This is a genomic window from Bradyrhizobium sp. USDA 3311, from assembly GCF_054062495.1.
This window is the reverse complement of the sequence record NZ_JBSSFI010000001.1, coordinates 8263609-8281051: the sequence shown is the minus strand read 5'-3', so window position 1 is coordinate 8281051 and position 17443 is coordinate 8263609. Positions and strand designations below refer to the sequence as shown.

Sequence of the window (17443 nt, the reverse complement as noted above, 5' to 3'; positions counted from 1 at the left end):
ACGTCGGCCGGGGGCGAGCGATGACCACCTTCAACCGTATCTTCACGACAGAGCGCCTGCTTCAGATCATCGTGATCCTCGCGGCGACGATCGCAATGAAGCTGATGGGCTGAGCATCGGCGAGCTAGCGCTCGCCGAACTCGGGCACGTCGGGCAGATAGTTCGACCCTTCCGAGCCCAGAAAATCGAACATCGCCTGCGCCGGCGGCAGCAGCACCTTGTCGCTGCGGCGGATCACGTACCATTGCCGCACGATCGGCAGGCCGGCGACGTCGAGCACGATCAAGCGGCCCTCGGCAAGCTCGTGCGCCACGGTGTGGGCCGAGATGAAGGCGATGCCGAGCCCGGCGATCACCGCCTGCTTGATGGTCTCGTTGCTGCTCATCTCCATGCCGATGACCGGCTCGAGATCCGACTTCTGGAACATGCCCTCCATCAGCGTGCGCGTGCCCGATCCCGGCTCGCGGGTCAGGAAGGTCTCGTGCACGAGGTCGGTCAGGCTGAGGCCGGAATCCTTCTCCAGCCAGTGCCCCTTGCGGGCGACGATGATGTGCGGATTGCGTCCGAGCTGACGGACGTCGACGCTGACGTCGGCCGGTGGCCGACCCATCACCGCGAAATCGAGGTCGTAGCCGTGCATGGCCTCGCGGATCTCCTCGCGATTGCCGATGGTGAGCCTGATCTCGATCTTCGGGTACCGCTTGGTGAAAGCCGCGATCGCATGCGGGACGAAATACTTCGCGGTCGAGACCGCGCCGAGATGCACGGTGCCGCCGGTTCGCCCCGCGAGCAGGTCGAGCGCGCCCTGGCAGTCCATGATCGCGGCCTCGACGCGCTCGGCGAGCGCCAGAACCTCCTTGCCGGCTTCCGTCAGCAGCATGCCGTCGCCGGTCCGCTGCACCAAAGGCAGGCCGGCGAGGTCCTGAAGCTGGCGCAACTGCTGGGTCACGGCCGGCTGCGTCAGCCCGAGATGGCCGGAGGCCGCCGTCACGCTGCCCTTGGCCGAAAGTGCCGCGAGCGAGCGAAGCTGCCGGATCGTCAGATGCCGGAGCTGGGCCGCCGCATGGCCGGGGGCATTATAAGAAAATTCTTTGGCGTTCATTATGAATAGAAATTTCTCTTATTAAGCCTCCCCTGTCAATCTCCTCATGCCGGGACCGACCGCATCGACCTCCACCGGGGAGGGAAATGGATGCGGCGCCGGCCAGGGGATGGACGCAGATGACCGGGCAACTCAGGCTGGACGACCACCTTCAACGGTACTCGGAGACCGCACCCCACGCGCTGGCGGTGGCGACCGCGGTCGATGCCATCGCGGCGGCGGCGATCGAGATCGCCGACCTCATCGGCGCCGGCGATCTCGCGGACGCCTCGGGCCTCACCACGGGCCGCAACAGCGACGGCGACGTCCAGCGCGATCTCGACGTGCAGGCGGACGCGATCCTGCGCCGCTGTCTCGGCAAGCTGCCGATCGCAGCGCTGGCGTCGGAGGAGATGCGCGAGCCGCAGATCGGCGACCGCGCGGCCAGGATCTGCGTCGCGATCGATCCGCTCGACGGCTCCTCCAACATCGACATCAACATGACCGTCGGCACGATCTTCTCGATTCTGCCCGCGCCCGACGATCTCGCGCTCGCCTTCCATCAGCGCGGCTCGGCGCAGCTCGCGGCGGGCTTCGTCACCTACGGTCCGCAGACCTCGCTGGTGCTGACGCTCGGCGACGGCGTCGACATCTTCACGCTCGATCGCAAGGCCGGCTGCTTTCGCCTCGCGCGCAGCGCCATCCAGATATCCGAGGCGGGCGAGGAGTTCGCGATCAACGCGTCGAATCGCCGGCATTGGGATCCTCCGGTGCGTGCCTTCATCGACGAATGCCTCGCCGGCGTCGAAGGCCCCGCCAATCACGATTTCAACATGCGCTGGGTCGGTTCGCTGGTCGCGGAGGCCTATCGCATCCTCACCCGCGGTGGCGTGTTCCTCTATCCCTCGGACGCGCGGCCCGGCTATGGCGACGGCCGCCTGCGCCTCACCTACGAGGCGCATCCGATGGCCTACATCATCGAGCAGGCCGGCGGCTCGGCCTCGACCGGACGCGAGCGCATCCTCGACCTGTCAGCGCAAAGCCTGCACCAGCGCGTGCCGCTGATCATGGGCTCGAGCAACGAGGTGCGGCGCGTCGAGGAGCTGCATTGCGATCCGCTGCTGGTTGCCAGCATCTCAGCGCCGCTGTTCGCGCGGCGCGGTTTCTTCCGGCTGTAAGCGAGGCGTCCCATGTCCAGGAAGCATCCGATCATCTCCATCACCGGCTCCTCCGGCGCGGGCACCACCTCGGTCAAGAAGACCTTCGAGCAGATATTCTTCCGCGAGAAGGTCAATGCCGTCTACATCGAGGGCGACGCCTTCCATCGCTACGACCGCGCCGAGATGCGCACGCAGATGGCGAAGGAGGCCGAGCGCGGCAACAGGCATTTCAGCCATTTCAGCCCCGAGACCAATCTGTTCGAGGAGCTGGAGCGTGCCTTCCGCGACTACGGCGAGACCGGCACGGCGGTGACGCGACACTATGTGCACGATGCCGAGGAATCTGCGCTGCACGGCACGCCTCCCGGCACCTTCACGGAATGGGAGCGGCTGCCGGAGAATTCGGACCTGCTGTTCTACGAAGGCCTGCACGGCGCCGTCGTCACCGACAAGGTCAACGTCGCGCGTTATGCCGACCTCAAGATCGGCGTCGTGCCGGTCATCAATCTCGAATGGATCCAGAAGCTGCACCGCGATCGCAGCGCGCGGGGCTATTCGACCGAGGCCGTCACCGACACCATCCTGCGGCGGATGCCGGATTACATCCACTACATCTGTCCGCAATTCACCGAGACCGACATCAATTTCCAGCGCGTGCCGACCGTGGACACCTCCAATCCGTTCGTCGCGCGCTGGATTCCGACGCCGGACGAATCGATGGTCGTGATCCGCTTCAAGAACCCGCGCGGCATCGACTTTCCCTATCTGCTCTCGATGCTGCCGCACAGCTGGATGTCGCGCGCGAATTCGATCGTGTGTCCCGGCGCCAAGCTTGATCTCGCGATGCAGCTGATCCTGACGCCGCTGATCATGCAGCTGATCGAGCGCAAGCGAAACCTGAAGTGAACAAGGGGAGAATTCGATGAACATCTCCGTCCATGCCGAAGCCGACGTTACGGCTGTCGCGCATAACGATCTCGCCAACGCCGTCCGCTTCCTCGCGGTCGATGCCATCGAGACATCGCAGTCCGGCCATCCCGGCCTGCCAATGGGCATGGCCGATGTCGCGACCGTGTTGTTCTCGCGTTTCCTGAAGTTCGACTCGGCGCACCCGAACTGGCCGGACCGCGATCGCTTCGTGCTTTCCGCGGGCCATGGCTCGATGCTGCTTTATGGGCTGCTCCATCTCACCGGCGGCGATGTCAGCCTCGACGACATCAAGGCGTTCCGGCAGTGGGGCTCGAAGACGCCGGGCCACCCCGAATATGGTCACACGCCGGGCGTCGAGACCACGACGGGGCCACTGGGGCAGGGGATTGCCACTGCCGTCGGCATGGCGCTCGCCGAGCGCATGGCCAATGCGCGGTATGGCGATGGGCTCGTTGACCACTTCACCTATGTCATCGCGGGTGACGGCTGCCTGATGGAAGGCATCAGCCAGGAGGCGATCTCGCTTGCCGGCCATCTCCAGCTTGGCCGCCTGATCGTGCTGTTCGACGACAACGGCATCTCCATCGACGGGCCGACGTCGCTTGCGACATCGGACGACCAGCTCGCGCGCTTCGCCGCCTCCGGCTGGTCGGTGCGCCGCGTCGATGGGCACGATCCCGAAGCCGTTGCGCAGGCGATCGCCGAAGAGCGCGAGACCGCAAAACCGTCGCTGATCGCCTGCCGCACCGTCATCGGTTATGGCGCCCCGGACCGGCAGGGCACCGAGAAGGCCCATGGCGCGCCGCTCGGCACCGAGCAGACGGCGGCGGCGCGCCGAACGCTCGGCTGGGATTATCAGCCGTTCGTGGTGCCGATCCCGATCCTCAAGGCGTGGCGCATGATCGGACAGCGCGGGCAGGTCGAACGTCTCGCCTGGCTCGATCGTTACGAGAGTGCGACGCCCGAGCAGCGCGATTTGTTCGTCGAAGGCAAAGTCGTCGCTCTTCCGGCCGCCTATGCGCTGGCCGCGGCGAAGTTACGCGAACGCTTTGCGAGCGAGCGGCCGAAGCTCGCGACGCGGCAGGCCTCGCAACAGGTGCTCGACGGTATCGCCGGGACAATTCCGGGCCTCGTCGGCGGCTCTGCGGACCTGACCCATTCGAACCTGACCCATGCCAAGCCGCAGACTCCGGTCACGCGCGGCGCCTTCGCCGGCGACTATATCCACTATGGCATCCGCGAGCACGGCATGGCGGCCGCGATGAACGGCCTCGCGCTGCACGGCGGCTTCATTCCCTATGGCGGCACGTTCCTGGCGTTCTCCGACTATAGCCGGCCGGCGATCCGCCTTGCCGCCTTGATGCGGCTGCGCGTCATCCACGTGATGACGCACGACTCCATCGGTCTCGGAGAGGACGGCCCGACGCACCAGCCGGTCGAGCATCTCGCCGCGCTGCGCGTGATCCCGAACCTCCTGGTGTTCCGCCCGGCCGACGCGGTGGAGACGCTCGAGGCCTGGGACTGCGCCCTAGCGGCGGAGCATCGTCCCTCCGTGCTCTGCCTGTCGCGGCAAGCCTTGCCGACGTTCCGCAGCGATGCGCGCGGCAGAAACCGAGTCGCGCGTGGTGCCTATCTCGTGGTCTCGCCTGACGGCGGCCGCGACGTGACGCTGATGGCGACCGGCTCGGAAGTCTCGATCGCGCTGGAAGCCGCCCGCCTGCTCGCGACCGAGCACATTCGCGCGGCCGTCGTCTCGGCGCCCTGCCTCGCGCTGTTCGAGGAGCAGCCGGAGGATTATCGCGCCACCGTGCTCGGCACCGCGCCGCGTGTCGGGATCGAGGCGGCCGTGCTCGGCGACTGGCCGCGCTGGATCGGCGCCGACGGTGAATTCGTCGGCATGCGCGGCTTCGGCGCCTCGGCGCCGGCGCCGGTGCTGTATCGCGAATTCGGCATCACCCCGCAAAGCATTGCGGAAGCCGCCCGCCGGGCGATCGCCCGCAAGAGCCAATAAGGAGGACGACCCTTGGCCCGTATCACCCTTCGCCAACTGCTCGATCACGCCGCCAGCCACGGCTACGCGGTGCCGGCGTTCAACATCAACAACATGGAGCAGGGCATCGCGATCATGCAGGCGGCCGCCGAGGTCGATGCGCCCGTGATCATCCAGGCCTCGCGCGGCGCGCGCAGCTATGCCGGCGATCTCATGCTTTCGCACATGATCGACGCGCTGGAGCGGACCTACCCGGACATCCCGCTCTGCATGCACCAGGACCACGGCAATGACGAGGCGACCTGCGCGTCCGCCATCGCGCACGGCTTCACCTCGGTGATGATGGACGGTTCGCTGAAAGCCGACGCCAAGACCGCGGCCGACTACGACTACAATGTCGCGATCACCCGCCGCGTCGTCGATCTGGCCCATTGGGTCGGCGCCTCGGTCGAAGGCGAGCTCGGCGTGCTCGGCTCGCTCGAGCATGGCGGCGGCGAGCAGGAGGATGGTCACGGCGTCGAGGGCAAGGTCAGCCACGACCAGTTGCTGACCGATCCCGACCAGGCCGTCGATTTCGTCCGCGCCACCAAAGTGGACGCGCTCGCCATCGCGATGGGTACCTCGCACGGCGCCTACAAGTTCAGCCGCAAGCCCGATGGCGATATCCTGGCGATGCGGGTGGTCGAGGAGATTCACCGCCGGCTGCCGAACACGCATCTCGTCATGCACGGCTCGTCCTCGGTGCCGCAGCCGCTCCAGGACATGTTCAACCAGTTCGGCGGCGAGATGCCGCAGACCTGGGGCGTGCCGGTCGAGGAGATCGTGCGCGGCATCAAGAGCGGTGTGCGCAAGGTCAATATCGACACCGACTGCCGCCTGGCGATGACTGCCGTGTTCCGCAAGGTCGCGGCGCAAAGTCGCAATGAGTTCGATCCGCGAAAATTCCTCAAACCCGCGATGGACGCGATGCGCGACCTCTGTCGCGAGCGCTTCGAGCAGTTCGGCACCGCGGGCCACGCCGGCAGGATCAAGGTCGTTCCCTTGAGCGAGATGGCGCGGCGTTATCGCGCCGGCGAGCTCGATCCGCGCGTCGATGCCCGAGAGTCAGTCGCCGCCTAGTCATTCAGAGAGAGAAGAACAGGAGAGAGTCATGAACGCACATACCGGCACGGTTCGCGGCAAGGAGCGTTATCGCTCGGGCGTCATGGAATACAAGCGCATGGGCTATTGGGAGCCCGACTACACGCCAAAGGACACCGACGTCATCGCGCTGTTCCGCGTCACGCCGCAGGAGGGCGTCGATCCGATCGAGGCGTCCGCTGCGGTTGCCGGCGAGTCCTCGACCGCGACCTGGACGGTGGTGTGGACGGATCGCCTGACGGCCGCGGAGAAATATCGCGCGAAATGCTATCGCGTCGATCCGGTGCCGGGCACGCCGGGCTCGTATTTCGCCTACATCGCCTACGACCTCGACCTGTTCGAGCCGGGCTCGATCGCCAACCTCTCGGCCTCGATCATCGGCAACGTGTTCGGCTTCAAGCCGTTGAAGGCGCTGCGGCTCGAGGACATGCGTTTCCCCGTCGCCTATGTGAAGACGTTCCAGGGGCCGGCGACCGGCATCGTGGTCGAGCGCGAGCGACTCGACAAGTTCGGCCGGCCGCTGCTCGGCGCAACCGTGAAGCCGAAGCTCGGGCTTTCGGGGCGCAACTATGGCCGCGTGGTCTACGAGGCGCTGAAGGGCGGGCTCGACTTCACCAAGGACGACGAGAACATCAACTCGCAGCCCTTCATGCATTGGCGCGACCGCTTCCTCTATTGCATGGAGGCGGTGAACCGTGCGCAGGCGGCGTCGGGCGAGGTGAAGGGCACCTACCTGAACATCACCGCGGGAACGATGGAGGACATGTACGAGCGCGCAGAGTTCGCCAAGGAGCTCGGATCCTGCATCGTCATGATCGACCTCGTGATCGGCTACACCGCGATCCAGTCGATGGCCAAGTGGGCCCGGCGCAATGACATGATCCTGCATCTGCATCGCGCCGGCCACTCGACCTATACGCGGCAGAAGAGCCATGGCGTGTCGTTCCGTGTCATCGCCAAATGGATGCGGCTCGCCGGGGTCGATCACATCCATGCCGGCACGGTGGTCGGCAAGCTCGAAGGCGATCCCAACACCACGCGCGGCTACTACGATGTCTGCCGCGAGGATTTCAATCCGACCAAGCTCGAGCACGGCCTGTTCTTCGACCAGTCCTGGGCGAGCCTGAACAAGATGATGCCGGTGGCCTCCGGCGGCATCCATGCCGGCCAGATGCACCAGCTGCTCGATCTGTTGGGCGAGGACGTCGTGCTGCAATTCGGCGGTGGCACGATCGGCCATCCCATGGGGATCGCGGCCGGCGCGATCGCCAACCGCGTGGCGCTGGAAGCGATGATCCTCGCCCGCAACGAGGGGCGCGACTACGTCCACGAAGGCCCGGAGATCCTGGCCAGGGCGGCGCCAGACCTGCACGCCGCTCAAGTCTGCGCTCGAGGTCTGGAAGGACGTGACCTTCAACTACCAGTCCACCGACACGCCGGACTTCGTGCCAACGGCGCTGGAAACCGTTTGAGGAGATGAGACATGAAACTGACCCAGGGCTGCTTCTCGTTCCTACCCGATCTGACCGACGACCAGATCTATAAGCAGGTGCAGTATTGCCTCGCCAAGGGCTGGGCGGTGAACATCGAGTTCACTGACGATCCGCATCCCCGCAACACCTATTGGGAGATGTGGGGCCTGCCGATGTTCGACCTCCAGGACGCCGCCGGCGTGATGATGGAGCTCGCGGAGTGCCGCAGGGTGTATGGCGACCGCTACATCCGCATCAGTGGCTTCGATTCCAGCCCTGGCTGGGAGTCGGTGCGAATCTCCTTCCTCGTCAACCGGCCGCCGCAGGAAGCCGAATTCGAGCTGGTGCGGCAGGAAGTGGGGGGACGCGCAATCCGCTACACCACGGTGCGAAAGGCGCCCGCACACGTGTCCTGATCATCCGGTTCCGCGCGGAGCTCTCCCTGCTCCGTTTCCTTGGCGGACCACTGCTTCGCCGCCTCCCCGCGGCGAAGCTCTTTTCTTCGAGGTGCCGATGCTTGACGTGCCCCATGCTACGACCGCCGAAGGCGGCGAGACCAATTTCGATCTCCGCAAGGAAGCCGAAGCGGCCGGGATCACGGATACGCTGCAGCAGCTCGAGCAGGAGCTGGTCGGCCTCCGGCCGGTCAAGAACCGTGTGCGCCAGATCGCTTCGCTTCTGCTGATCGAGCGCATCCGGCAGCGTGCGGGCCTCGCCTCCGCACCGCCGACGCTGCACATGTCGTTCACCGGCAATCCCGGCACCGGCAAGACCACCGTGGCGCTGCGCATGGCGAAGATCCTGCACGGGCTCGGTTTCGTGCGGCGCGGTCAGGTGATCTCGGTGACGCGAGACGACCTCGTCGGCCAGTATATCGGGCACACCGCGCCGAAGACGAAGGAGATCTTGAAGAAGGCGATGGGCGGCGTGCTATTCATCGACGAAGCCTATTATCTGCACCGGCCGGACAATGAGCGCGACTACGGCCAGGAGGCGATCGAGATCCTGCTTCAGGTGATGGAGAACCAGCGCGAGGATCTCGTCGTGATCCTCGCCGGCTATGGCGAGCGGATGACCAGCTTCTTCGCCTCCAATCCCGGCTTCCGTTCGCGCATCGCCCACCACGTCGAGTTTCCGGACTATGCGGAAGCCGAGCTGCTCGTCATTGCCGAGCTGATGCTGAAGGAGCGCGGCTATCGCTTCTCGGCGGCCGCGCGCGAGGCCTTTGAGAGATACATCGCGCTGCGGCGGACCCAGCCGTTCTTCTCCAACGCCCGCTCGATCCGCAATGCCGTCGATCGCATGCGGTTGCGGCAGGCCGATCGCCTGGTGTCCGATCTCGACCGGGTGCTCGACATTTCCGACCTCGAAACCATCGACCCCGTGGACGTGCTGGCGAGCCGCGTCTTCAGCGGCGGGGCCGACGTGCGGAGTGCAAAGCCATGACCAGCGAGATTCTTATCGCCCCCTCGATCCTGGCTGCAGACTTCGCCCGTCTCGGCGAGGAGATCGCGGCCATCGACGCGGCCGGCGCCGACTGGATCCATTGCGATGTCATGGACGGGCATTTCGTCCCGAACATCAGCTTCGGCGCCGACGTCATCAAGGCGATCCGGCCGGTGACGAAGAAGGTCTTCGACGTGCATCTCATGATCGCGCCGGTCGATCCTTATCTCGAGGCGTTCGCGAAGGCCGGGGCCGATGTCATCACCGTTCATGCCGAAGCGGGCCCGCATCTCGACCGCACACTGCAGGCGGTCCGTGCGCTCGGGAAAAAGGCCGGCGTCAGCCTGTGCCCGGCAACATCGGAAAGCGCGATCGAATACGTGCTCGACCGTATCGATCTGGTGTTGGTGATGACGGTCAATCCGGGCTTTGGCGGCCAGTCCTTCCTCGAGTCCCAGCTTGAAAAGATCAAGCGCATTCGAACCATGATCGGCGACCGGCCGATCCGGCTCGAGGTCGATGGCGGCATCACGCGCGAGAACGCAGCTGCTGTAGCCGCCGCGGGTGCCGATACGCTCGTAGCGGGTTCCGCGGTGTTCCGCGGCAAGAGCAGCGCCGACTACGCCGGCAACATCGCGGCCATTCGGGTCGCCGCGGAGGCCGGCCGGGTTCCGAAGCTGCAGGATATTTCGGTGCAGCCGATGCGCGCCGGCGAAAGCGCGCGCCTCCGGTAGACTACGGGAGCCGTGCACTCCGGGTGCCGGTTGTGCCAACGCGTGCCACTTTCCTCCGGGGTTCCACGGAACTGCCGCACAAGGCGATCGGATTCCTTCAGGCCGGGGTAACCACCGCGTCCGAGGCGAACGTTCGATTAACGCCCGCGCAATGCTAGGTGTCTCAATCTGCGGTTCAGGAACGCGAGAGAGCGCGGGGATGCGGATCGAAGACATTTGCGGGCATGAGGCCCGCACGCGGCGTGGGGCGATGGCATGAGCATGCATCGCTTGTTCGCCGAGCAGCTTCGCTGTGCCACCGGAGCGACCGGCCAGGTCGATATCGTCAAGCTGGCCGAGCTCGTCAGTGCGGCCTATGAGGCGAACGAACGCGACCGCCACCGGGTCATCGACGCAAGTGCGCACACGCACGATGAGGTCGAGCAAGATCTACTGCGGACCCGGGAGTTCCTCGACACCATCGTCGAAAACATCCCGATTGCCGTGTTTGCAAAATGCGCGAAGGATTCCCGCTACATCCTGCTCAACCGTGCCGGCGAGGACTATTACGGCCTGCCGCGTGAGCAGATGCTGGGGAGGACGCCCGAAGAGATTTTCCCGGCCGACGTCGCCCGCGTCGTCAACGAACAGGATCGCCGGGTCGTGGACACCGGCGAGCCGATGTTCCTGGAGGGGCATCTGCTCGAAGTGGGTGTCAACGGTCACGATCGCGTCGTCAATTCACGCAAGCTGCTGATCAGGGATGGGAACGGTACGCCTCAATACGTGGTCGGTGTGATCGAGGACGTCACCGAGCAGCTCGCGAGCCAGGCACGCATCAGTCATCTTGCCCATCATGATGCCTTGACCGACCTGCCGAACCGCAGCGCCTTCAACGCGGAGCTGGACGAACGGCTGGAGCTGGCGCAGGAGGCGTTGACCAGTTTTGCGGTGCTCAGCCTCGATCTCGATCGCTTCAAGGAGGTCAACGACGTGTTCGGCCATCCCGTCGGCGACATGCTGATGCGGGCGGCGGCGGATCGCCTTGCCGCGGAAGCCGACGGCGCTTTCGTCGCCCGCATCGGCGGCGACGAGTTCATGATCCTGATGCCGGACAACGCCCGCCGCGAGGATATGCTGACGCTCGCCGAGCGCCTGGTCGAGGTCATAGGTAAGGAGCTCGAGATCGACGACTATCTCTCCCAGGTCGGCGTCAGCGTCGGCATCGCCGTTTATCCCGATGACGGCGTGGATGCCGCGACGCTGCTCGCCAACGCCGATTCCGCGCTCTATCGCGCCAAGCGCGAGGGCAGGGCCAGGGTCCGCTTCTTCGAATCCGAGACGGACCAGGAACTGCGCGATCGCAGGCTGTTGCAGCACGATCTGCGTCAGGCGCTGGAGCAGAACCAGTTCCTCGTCCACTTCCAGCCGCAGGCGCGGATGGATGGCGAGGTCATCGGCTTCGAGGCGCTGCTGCGCTGGAATCACCCGACGCGGGGCTTCGTGCCGCCGGACCGGTTCATTCCGCTCGCCGAGGAGAACGGGCTGATCGTCCAGATCGGCGAATGGGTTCTGCGCGAGGCTTGCCGCGAGGCGGCATCCTGGCCGCGGCCGCTGCAGGTCGCGGTCAATTTGTCACCGGTCCAGGTCCAGGCCGGCGACCTCGAGCGCTCGATCCACCAGATCCTGCTGGAGACGGGGCTTGCGCCGACGCGGCTCGAGGTCGAGATCACCGAGGGCGTGCTGATCGGCGATTTTACCCGCGCGCTCAACCTGCTGCGGCGGTTGAAGGCTCTCGGCATCCGCATTGCGATGGACGATTTCGGCACCGGCTACTCCTCGCTGTCCTATCTCCAGTCGTTTCCGTTCGACAAGATCAAGATCGATCGCAGCTTCATCTCCAACCTCGAGGCGACGCCGCAATCGGCCGAGATCGTCCGCGCGGTCCTGAGCCTCGCGCACGCGCTGAATATTCCGGTCATCGCTGAAGGGGTGGAGACGGAGGCGCAGCGCGCCTTCCTGACGCGCGAGGCCTGCGAGGAGATGCAGGGCTATCTCGTCGGCCGTCCCGACCTGATCGAACGCTATCTCGACCTGGTCGGCGTGACCGTGGAACGCCGCCTCTACGCCTAGCCATCGCCGCCAGAAACGAAATGAGCCGCCGGTTCCATGCCCGCGCGGCTCCAAAGTCGCAGGCTGCGTTGATAGCGTAGCCTTGGTGTACCGCCGTTACCTTGTTTGCGGCCATACGCAAAAATTTATACGCGCGATAAGGACGTCCGGCTGTGCTTTGCCTCACACATGCCGTAACTTTGTGGCTGGGTCCGCATTGAGCCGTGCCAAGAACAATCGCCAAACAATTGTAAAGTTTGCGCCAAAGCAAAGCGGCCGCGTTGCAGCACAGGTTAACATTCCCGAGACTGACCGGCATTGCGCAGAAAATGTTTCGCACAAGTGCAATGCCCCTGACGCAAACCGGAGAAATAAGCCGGGTGTGACCGAGAGGGAGATTCTCATGGAGAACGTACGTCGCTACCGGGCGCTTGCGTCCCTCTGTCGCCAGCAGGCGGCCTATCGGCCGCTCCAGAACTGGGAACTCCTCGGCCAGGCCGAACATTTCGAATACCTCGCCGAGCTCGCGCTGAAGGCGCATTTCGATGCGTGCAATGTGCAACGCGACGAGGACGCCACCGCAACCGCTGGATGGGAGACCCCCGCTGCGGCTTGAGAGCGTCGGGCCGGCTTCGGTCAGTGCGACATCAGCGTCGGCACCGTCATGGCTTCCAGCATGGCGCGGGTGACGCCGCCGAGAACGCGCTCCTGCAATCGCGAATGGCCGTAGCCGCCCATCACCAGGAGATCGAGGCTCTCGTCGGCCGCCAGCGACAGGATGGTCGGCTGAATCTCGGAGCGGGTCGCTGACAGGCCGACCGTGCGGGTCGAGAGCCCGCGCCGGCCGAGATGTCTTGCCAGATTGCCTGCCGACACTTCGCCGGGCACCGTGTCGGCTTCGTTGATCGTGATGATCACGATCTCTTCGGCGCGGGCCAGGAACGGTGCGGCGTCGCGCATCGCGCGGGCGGCGAGCCGGCTGCCGTCCCAGCAGATGCCGATCCGGTTCGCCTTGAAGGCGCCACGGAAGGTGTAAGGCAGGAACAGCACGGGGCCGCCCGCGTGGAACAGAATCTCGCGCGGCAGGTCGTTGTCGAACGAGCCTTGCTCCGGATTCGGCTGAAGTACGATGCTGAGATCGTGCAGTCGCGCCATCTCGCCGAGCGAGCCGGCCGCGTCCGCCGGAATCGCGCCGATCGGGCGGCACGTGTAGGAAATGCCGGCGTTCGCCGCTTCGCTTCCGAACACCGCGAGCGCGGCCTCGGCCCGCTCAACTGCCCGCTCGCGTTCCAGTTCGAACACGGCCGCCACGGCGGCCCCGCCCTCCATGACATAAGCCGCGCTGGTTGCGACATAGCCGACCGCGACCGCGTCGAGATGGGCGTTGAAATGCGCCGCGAGCGAGATCGAGCCGTCGATCACGGGACGCATCGGGCGCTCGGTCGGGACGTGGACGAGAATATCTTTGTACATGGCGCGCCTCCGATGGACATCATTCGGTGCCCGCAGTCTTTCACCGCGCGAAGGGGCGGCGTTGAGCTGCATCAAATGTGCAGCCCCGATTTTTGGCCCGGCCGCTGACCGCACCAACTTTGCCAAGATTTAATCGCGCGGACGGGACACCGTAAGGTCGCGGCGGCCATGTTGCTTGCAAGGCGACACCTGACCCAACATGGACATTTCGACATGAATGACCGCGTCAATTCCGACATCACCACGTCCCGCAGGATCTTGAAGCCGCGCCGGCTCGCGCTGCTCGGCACCGTGGCCGCGCTTGGCGTGGCTGTGCTGGCGGCATCTCCCGGCTCTTCGCCGCTCGGCGTGACCTCCTTCATCGCGCCGGCCCAGGCCGCGGAAAGCGCTGCGACTCCGCCGGGCTTCGGCGACCTCGTCGCCAAGGTCAAACCTGCCGTCATCTCGGTGCGGGTCAGGATCGACCAGGACAACGACAAGAGCGCGATGCTGCAACAGAACCGGATGGATTCCGACGAGGACGCGCCGTTCGACCAGTTCTCGCGGCAGTTCGGCTTCCGCCTTCCGGGTGGCATGAACGGCATGCCGCGCCAGCGTCACCAGATGGTCACGGGCGAAGGCTCCGGCTTCTTCATCTCAGCCGACGGCTATGCCGTGACCAACAACCACGTCGTCGACCACGCCGAGTCCGTGCAGGTCACCATGGACGACGGGACGAGCTATACCGCGAAGGTGGTCGGCACCGATCCGAAGACCGATCTCGCCCTCATCAAGGTCGATGGCAAGAAGGACTTTCCCTTCGTCAAGTTCTCCGACCAGAAGCCGCGGATCGGCGACTGGGTGGTCGCGGTCGGCAATCCCTTCGGCCTCGGCGGCACCGTGACCGCCGGCATCGTCTCGGCGAGCGGCCGCGACATCGGCAACGGCCCCTATGACGACTTCATCCAGATCGACGCGCCCATCAACAAGGGCAATTCCGGCGGCCCGGCCTTCGACATGAGCGGCAACGTGATCGGCGTGAACACTGCGATCTTCTCGCCGTCGGGCGGTTCGGTCGGCATCGGCTTCGACATTCCGGCCACGACCACAAAGCTCGTCGTCGCGCAGTTGAAGGACAAGGGTGCGGTCACCCGCGGCTGGCTCGGCGTGCAGGTGCAGCCGGTGACATCAGAGATCGCCGACAGCCTCGGCCTGAAGGAGGCGCGCGGCGCGATCGTCGACAATCCGCAGGACAATAGCCCGGCGGCAAAGGCCGGCATCGAGGCGGGCGACGTCATCACCGCCGTCAACGGCACCGCGATCAAGGACTCCCGCGATCTCGCCCGCACCGTCGCCACGCTGGCGCCGGGCACGTCCGTGAAGCTCGACGTCTTCCACAAGGGCGCGAGCAAGACGGTGACCCTCGCGCTCGGCGAGCTGCCGAACGAGCGGCAGGCCCAAGGCAAGGCCGACGATGGCAAGGTGCAGCCCGGCACGCCGCGCCTCGGGCTCAGCCTGGCGCCGGCCGGCGACGTGCAGGGCGCCGGCCAGAAGGGCGTCGTCGTCACCGAGGTCGATCCGCAAGGGCCGGCGGCGCAGCGCGGCATCCAGACCGGCGACGTCATCCTCAATGTCGGCGGCAAGCCCGTCGCCAATGTCGGCGACGTCCGGTCCGAGCTGGCGCAGGCGAAATCGTCCGGCAAGAACAGCGTGCTGTTGCAGGTCAGAAGCGCGGACGCGACCCGGTTCGTCGCGGTGCCGCTCGCGTAAGTCGAGCTCCACCAGTGCAAATCCAAAAGGGCGGCCTTTGGGCCGCCTTTTCTCGTTTGCATCCGGGATACCAACAGCCCGCCGATAACATTCTCGTTAACGGCAGCATTGGTGACGGGTTCGTCCGAAAAAGCCGCGTTCGCTCGTCAGAGTTCGAAATCGCGTGTCGCCTTGGCGGCAATGAAGACGCCCAGGCGAGCTGCTAGAGTGGAACTTCGGACGTCCGGCCGTTTTGTGGAACCGGCCGGCGGTTCGTATTTGATCGGTGCCGACATGGATCGATTGAAGCTCTCGCTGAGATGTGCGCTGCTCGTGGCGCCGCTCGTGCTGTCGGCTGGAGGCGCCCTGGGGCGTGATGACGGCCGCTACGCCGATTCGCCGCTCAAGCCCTGGTTCGACAGTCTGCGCAGCCATCTCGGCCCGTGCTGCTCGGATGCCGACGGATTTGCCGTCTCCGATCCCGATTGGGAATCGCATGACGGGCACTATCGCGTACGCCTCGATGGGCAGTGGGTCGATGTGCCCGATGAAGCCGTCATCACCGAGCCGAACCGCGCCGGTCGCACCATGGTGTGGCCGGTGAAGACCGCGTTTGGCATCTCGATCCGCTGCTTCATGCCGGGCAGCATGATCTAGCGCCGATTGCCACTACCGCTTGGCGGATTTGCGCTTGGACGTTTTCTTGGCTGCTCTCTTGGCCATCTTCTTCTTGGCAGTTTTCTTCGAGGCCTTTTTCGGGACCTTCTTGCCTTTCTTGCGCGCCTTCGACAGGCCGATTGCGATCGCCTGCTTGCGGCTCTTCACGCGTCCGCCGCGACCACCGCGGCCGCTCTTGGCCGTGCCCTTCTTGTAGCGCCGCATTTCGCTTTCGACATCGCTCCCGGCGCTGCGCGAGTAACGGCGCTTCTTTGCCTTGCGTGCCATTCAGATTCTCCCTTGGCCGGGAGAAAACCATTCGACACAGGCATGGTTCCGAAGGCGCGCCCGCAACGTCCGGATGCGCGACGCAGCCTGGCTAGAAGGAATTCGCCAGTTCGATCTCCGCCTCGAGCACCTGGATGCGGCGCGCAGCTTCAGTGAAGGACAGACCCCGATCATATTGCGTGGGCTGATAGGCCTCCTCGCTGAGCCGCTTCAACCTCAGGCCTTGTGCCCGCGTCATCTGCTCCGCGAGGAAAACCCTGGCGTCGTATTTACCTTGAACCTGCATCTGGCCTCTCCGTTCTGAAATCGTGACTTGACTATATGTTCTTATTTTGTTCTAAGAAGCTATGGACAACAGAATTAATGAAATTCGACGTAAGATCAGTGCCTTGAGGCTGGAAATGGCCGATGTCGAGGCGTCCGTGCGCGAGCTCGTCGACCGCGATCGCGACTGCACAGAAAAGGCCCTGGCGCAGATGGATCTGCGCCGGAAAATCAATCTGCTGATCGGCGAATGGAAGGCGGCTGGTGGTGGTGATGTCCTGCCGGATGTTCGCGATCGTGTACGTCTTCGTTCCCTCAAGAAAGCCGCTGATCCCGTGCGCGCAATCGTGCGTCGCTGAGACATTTGGGAGCGTGCCGTGGAGGAAGACCCGGACACGTACCGGATCTTGAGACTGCGCGCCGAGATCCTGGAGCTGGGGTCCGCGATCCGGCAATTGCAGCGTGAGGGTCTCGACGACGCTGCGGCCCAGCTTCTGATCGCGCGCAAGCGGGCGCGGCTCGACCATCTCGTGAAGACGAACTCCGCAGGCGGCCCGAACATCGCCGACATCCGGCGCAGCTAAAGGCGTGCGCCGACGATGTGGCGTGAGAAGGCTTGTATCGAACAGCAAAGCAAGAAGGCCCCGCGATCACGGGGCCTTCGATGAACGACGGCGAGTCTACTTGGTGTTGCCAGTACCCTTGTTCGTCATGGTGCCGCCCTGATCGGAGCCGGGACCGGAGCCGCCCTGACCGGAAGGATCGGCGCCCTTGGATTTCGTGTTGGCGCCCGTCGTCTGCGAGGACGACGTCGAGGATTCATGTTTCGCCTTGTGCGACTTCGCCTGTGCGGCGAACGGGGCGGCGGCGAGGCCGGTTGCCAACATCACGGCGAGGGCGAGCTTGGTCGTCTTCATGCGCAGGAACTCCCTGAGTTAAAATGACGCAGGCAGCCAACTGCCATTCGCCGCAGGAGTTCCCGGCAAAGC

18 protein-coding genes and 1 pseudogene are annotated in these 17443 nt (G+C 65.1%); 14 read left to right on the top strand and 5 right to left on the bottom strand.

Annotated elements, in window-relative coordinates:
* Positions 1-124: 124 nt before the first annotated feature.
* The gene (locus ACVWW6_RS39420) at positions 125-1102 is read right to left on the bottom strand and encodes a LysR family transcriptional regulator (protein WP_456682667.1); all 978 of its coding nucleotides are present in this window, start codon (positions 1100-1102) and stop codon (positions 125-127) included.
* Between the two features lie 119 nt (positions 1103-1221).
* Here ACVWW6_RS39420 and ACVWW6_RS39415 point away from each other — a divergent pair, with 119 nt between their 5' ends.
* The 10 genes and pseudogenes from ACVWW6_RS39415 (at position 1222) to ACVWW6_RS39370 (ending at position 12660) form a co-directional block, all read left to right on the top strand.
* Complete coding sequence (locus ACVWW6_RS39415) at positions 1222-2259, top strand: class 1 fructose-bisphosphatase (RefSeq protein ID WP_304551259.1); 1038 nt, start codon at positions 1222-1224, stop codon at positions 2257-2259.
* A gap of 12 nt (positions 2260-2271) precedes the next feature.
* Positions 2272-3147: a phosphoribulokinase gene (locus tag ACVWW6_RS39410; protein ID WP_011085368.1), complete on the top strand. Its 876-nt coding sequence runs from the start codon at positions 2272-2274 to the stop codon at positions 3145-3147.
* A gap of 16 nt (positions 3148-3163) precedes the next feature.
* A complete protein-coding gene (gene tkt, locus ACVWW6_RS39405) occupies positions 3164-5182 on the top strand; it encodes a transketolase (protein WP_456682666.1) in 2019 nt (672 codons plus the stop codon).
* A gap of 12 nt (positions 5183-5194) precedes the next feature.
* Positions 5195-6280 carry a class II fructose-bisphosphate aldolase gene (gene fba / locus ACVWW6_RS39400; protein ID WP_028175387.1) on the top strand — a complete coding sequence of 362 codons (1086 nt, stop codon included), beginning with the start codon at positions 5195-5197 and terminating at the stop codon, positions 6278-6280.
* A gap of 31 nt (positions 6281-6311) precedes the next feature.
* Positions 6312-7773 (top strand): annotated as a pseudogene (locus ACVWW6_RS39395) (form I ribulose bisphosphate carboxylase large subunit).
* 11 nt (positions 7774-7784) lie between these two features.
* A complete protein-coding gene (locus ACVWW6_RS39390) occupies positions 7785-8189 on the top strand; it encodes a ribulose bisphosphate carboxylase small subunit (protein ID WP_011085372.1) in 405 nt (134 codons plus the stop codon).
* A gap of 97 nt (positions 8190-8286) precedes the next feature.
* Positions 8287-9219 (top strand): CbbX protein, encoded by a 933-nt coding sequence (gene cbbX / locus ACVWW6_RS39385; protein WP_161536040.1) that lies wholly within the window; start codon positions 8287-8289, stop codon positions 9217-9219.
* Positions 9216-9953, top strand: a complete 738-nt coding sequence (gene rpe, locus ACVWW6_RS39380; protein WP_456682665.1) for a ribulose-phosphate 3-epimerase — start codon at positions 9216-9218, stop codon at positions 9951-9953. Before cbbX ends, rpe begins: the two co-directional genes overlap by 4 nt.
* 255 nt (positions 9954-10208) lie before the next feature.
* Complete coding sequence (locus tag ACVWW6_RS39375) at positions 10209-12065, top strand: putative bifunctional diguanylate cyclase/phosphodiesterase (protein WP_456682664.1); 1857 nt, start codon at positions 10209-10211, stop codon at positions 12063-12065.
* Positions 12066-12447: 382 nt separating this feature from the next.
* Positions 12448-12660, top strand: coding sequence for a hypothetical protein (locus tag ACVWW6_RS39370; protein WP_028175381.1), 213 nt, complete (start codon positions 12448-12450; stop codon positions 12658-12660).
* A 20-nt stretch (positions 12661-12680) separates the two neighbouring features.
* On the opposite strand, the gene ACVWW6_RS39365 is transcribed toward ACVWW6_RS39370, so the two are convergent.
* The gene (locus tag ACVWW6_RS39365; RefSeq protein ID WP_028175380.1) at positions 12681-13517 is read right to left on the bottom strand and encodes a universal stress protein; all 837 of its coding nucleotides are present in this window, start codon (positions 13515-13517) and stop codon (positions 12681-12683) included.
* A 213-nt stretch (positions 13518-13730) separates the two neighbouring features.
* Here ACVWW6_RS39365 and ACVWW6_RS39360 point away from each other — a divergent pair, with 213 nt between their 5' ends.
* On the top strand, positions 13731-15266 hold the full coding sequence (locus tag ACVWW6_RS39360; RefSeq protein ID WP_456682663.1) for a Do family serine endopeptidase: 1536 nt from the start codon (positions 13731-13733) through the stop codon (positions 15264-15266).
* Between the two features lie 273 nt (positions 15267-15539).
* The gene (locus ACVWW6_RS39355) at positions 15540-15902 is read left to right on the top strand and encodes a hypothetical protein (RefSeq protein WP_456682662.1); all 363 of its coding nucleotides are present in this window, start codon (positions 15540-15542) and stop codon (positions 15900-15902) included.
* Between the two features lie 12 nt (positions 15903-15914).
* On the opposite strand, the gene ACVWW6_RS39350 is transcribed toward ACVWW6_RS39355, so the two are convergent.
* On the bottom strand, positions 15915-16190 hold the full coding sequence (locus ACVWW6_RS39350; protein WP_456682661.1) for a DUF6496 domain-containing protein: 276 nt from the start codon (positions 16188-16190) through the stop codon (positions 15915-15917).
* A gap of 91 nt (positions 16191-16281) precedes the next feature.
* On the bottom strand, positions 16282-16476 hold the full coding sequence (locus ACVWW6_RS39345) for a DUF3072 domain-containing protein (RefSeq protein ID WP_028175376.1): 195 nt from the start codon (positions 16474-16476) through the stop codon (positions 16282-16284).
* A 115-nt stretch (positions 16477-16591) separates the two neighbouring features.
* Between ACVWW6_RS39345 and ACVWW6_RS39340 the strand changes: the two genes are divergently transcribed.
* Together ACVWW6_RS39340 and ACVWW6_RS39335 are read left to right on the top strand one after the other, a co-directional pair.
* The gene (locus ACVWW6_RS39340) at positions 16592-16813 is read left to right on the top strand and encodes a hypothetical protein (protein ID WP_028175375.1); all 222 of its coding nucleotides are present in this window, start codon (positions 16592-16594) and stop codon (positions 16811-16813) included.
* Positions 16814-16831: 18 nt separating this feature from the next.
* Complete coding sequence (locus ACVWW6_RS39335; RefSeq protein ID WP_038965905.1) at positions 16832-17038, top strand: hypothetical protein; 207 nt, start codon at positions 16832-16834, stop codon at positions 17036-17038.
* A 96-nt stretch (positions 17039-17134) separates the two neighbouring features.
* On the opposite strand, the gene ACVWW6_RS39330 is transcribed toward ACVWW6_RS39335, so the two are convergent.
* On the bottom strand, positions 17135-17371 hold the full coding sequence (locus ACVWW6_RS39330; RefSeq protein WP_011085382.1) for a hypothetical protein: 237 nt from the start codon (positions 17369-17371) through the stop codon (positions 17135-17137).
* Positions 17372-17443 lie beyond the last annotated feature (72 nt).

What these genes read in the sequence shown, in the direction of transcription:
- ACVWW6_RS39420 (WP_456682667.1), bottom strand. Translation starts at nt 1,102, where the DNA reads ATGAACGCCAAAGAATTTTCTTATAATGCCCCCGGCCATGCGGCGGCC.
- ACVWW6_RS39415 (WP_304551259.1), top strand. Translation starts at nt 1,222, where the DNA reads ATGACCGGGCAACTCAGGCTGGACGACCACCTTCAACGGTACTCGGAG.
- ACVWW6_RS39410 (WP_011085368.1), top strand. Translation starts at nt 2,272, where the DNA reads ATGTCCAGGAAGCATCCGATCATCTCCATCACCGGCTCCTCCGGCGCG.
- tkt (WP_456682666.1), top strand. Translation starts at nt 3,164, where the DNA reads ATGAACATCTCCGTCCATGCCGAAGCCGACGTTACGGCTGTCGCGCAT.
- ACVWW6_RS39390 (WP_011085372.1), top strand. Translation starts at nt 7,785, where the DNA reads ATGAAACTGACCCAGGGCTGCTTCTCGTTCCTACCCGATCTGACCGAC.
- cbbX (WP_161536040.1), top strand. Translation starts at nt 8,287, where the DNA reads ATGCTTGACGTGCCCCATGCTACGACCGCCGAAGGCGGCGAGACCAAT.
- rpe (WP_456682665.1), top strand. Translation starts at nt 9,216, where the DNA reads ATGACCAGCGAGATTCTTATCGCCCCCTCGATCCTGGCTGCAGACTTC.
- ACVWW6_RS39375 (WP_456682664.1), top strand. Translation starts at nt 10,209, where the DNA reads ATGAGCATGCATCGCTTGTTCGCCGAGCAGCTTCGCTGTGCCACCGGA.
- ACVWW6_RS39370 (WP_028175381.1), top strand. Translation starts at nt 12,448, where the DNA reads ATGGAGAACGTACGTCGCTACCGGGCGCTTGCGTCCCTCTGTCGCCAG.
- ACVWW6_RS39365 (WP_028175380.1), bottom strand. Translation starts at nt 13,517, where the DNA reads ATGTACAAAGATATTCTCGTCCACGTCCCGACCGAGCGCCCGATGCGT.
- ACVWW6_RS39360 (WP_456682663.1), top strand. Translation starts at nt 13,731, where the DNA reads ATGAATGACCGCGTCAATTCCGACATCACCACGTCCCGCAGGATCTTG.
- ACVWW6_RS39355 (WP_456682662.1), top strand. Translation starts at nt 15,540, where the DNA reads ATGGATCGATTGAAGCTCTCGCTGAGATGTGCGCTGCTCGTGGCGCCG.
- ACVWW6_RS39350 (WP_456682661.1), bottom strand. Translation starts at nt 16,190, where the DNA reads ATGGCACGCAAGGCAAAGAAGCGCCGTTACTCGCGCAGCGCCGGGAGC.
- ACVWW6_RS39345 (WP_028175376.1), bottom strand. Translation starts at nt 16,476, where the DNA reads ATGCAGGTTCAAGGTAAATACGACGCCAGGGTTTTCCTCGCGGAGCAG.
- ACVWW6_RS39340 (WP_028175375.1), top strand. Translation starts at nt 16,592, where the DNA reads ATGGCCGATGTCGAGGCGTCCGTGCGCGAGCTCGTCGACCGCGATCGC.
- ACVWW6_RS39330 (WP_011085382.1), bottom strand. Translation starts at nt 17,371, where the DNA reads ATGAAGACGACCAAGCTCGCCCTCGCCGTGATGTTGGCAACCGGCCTC.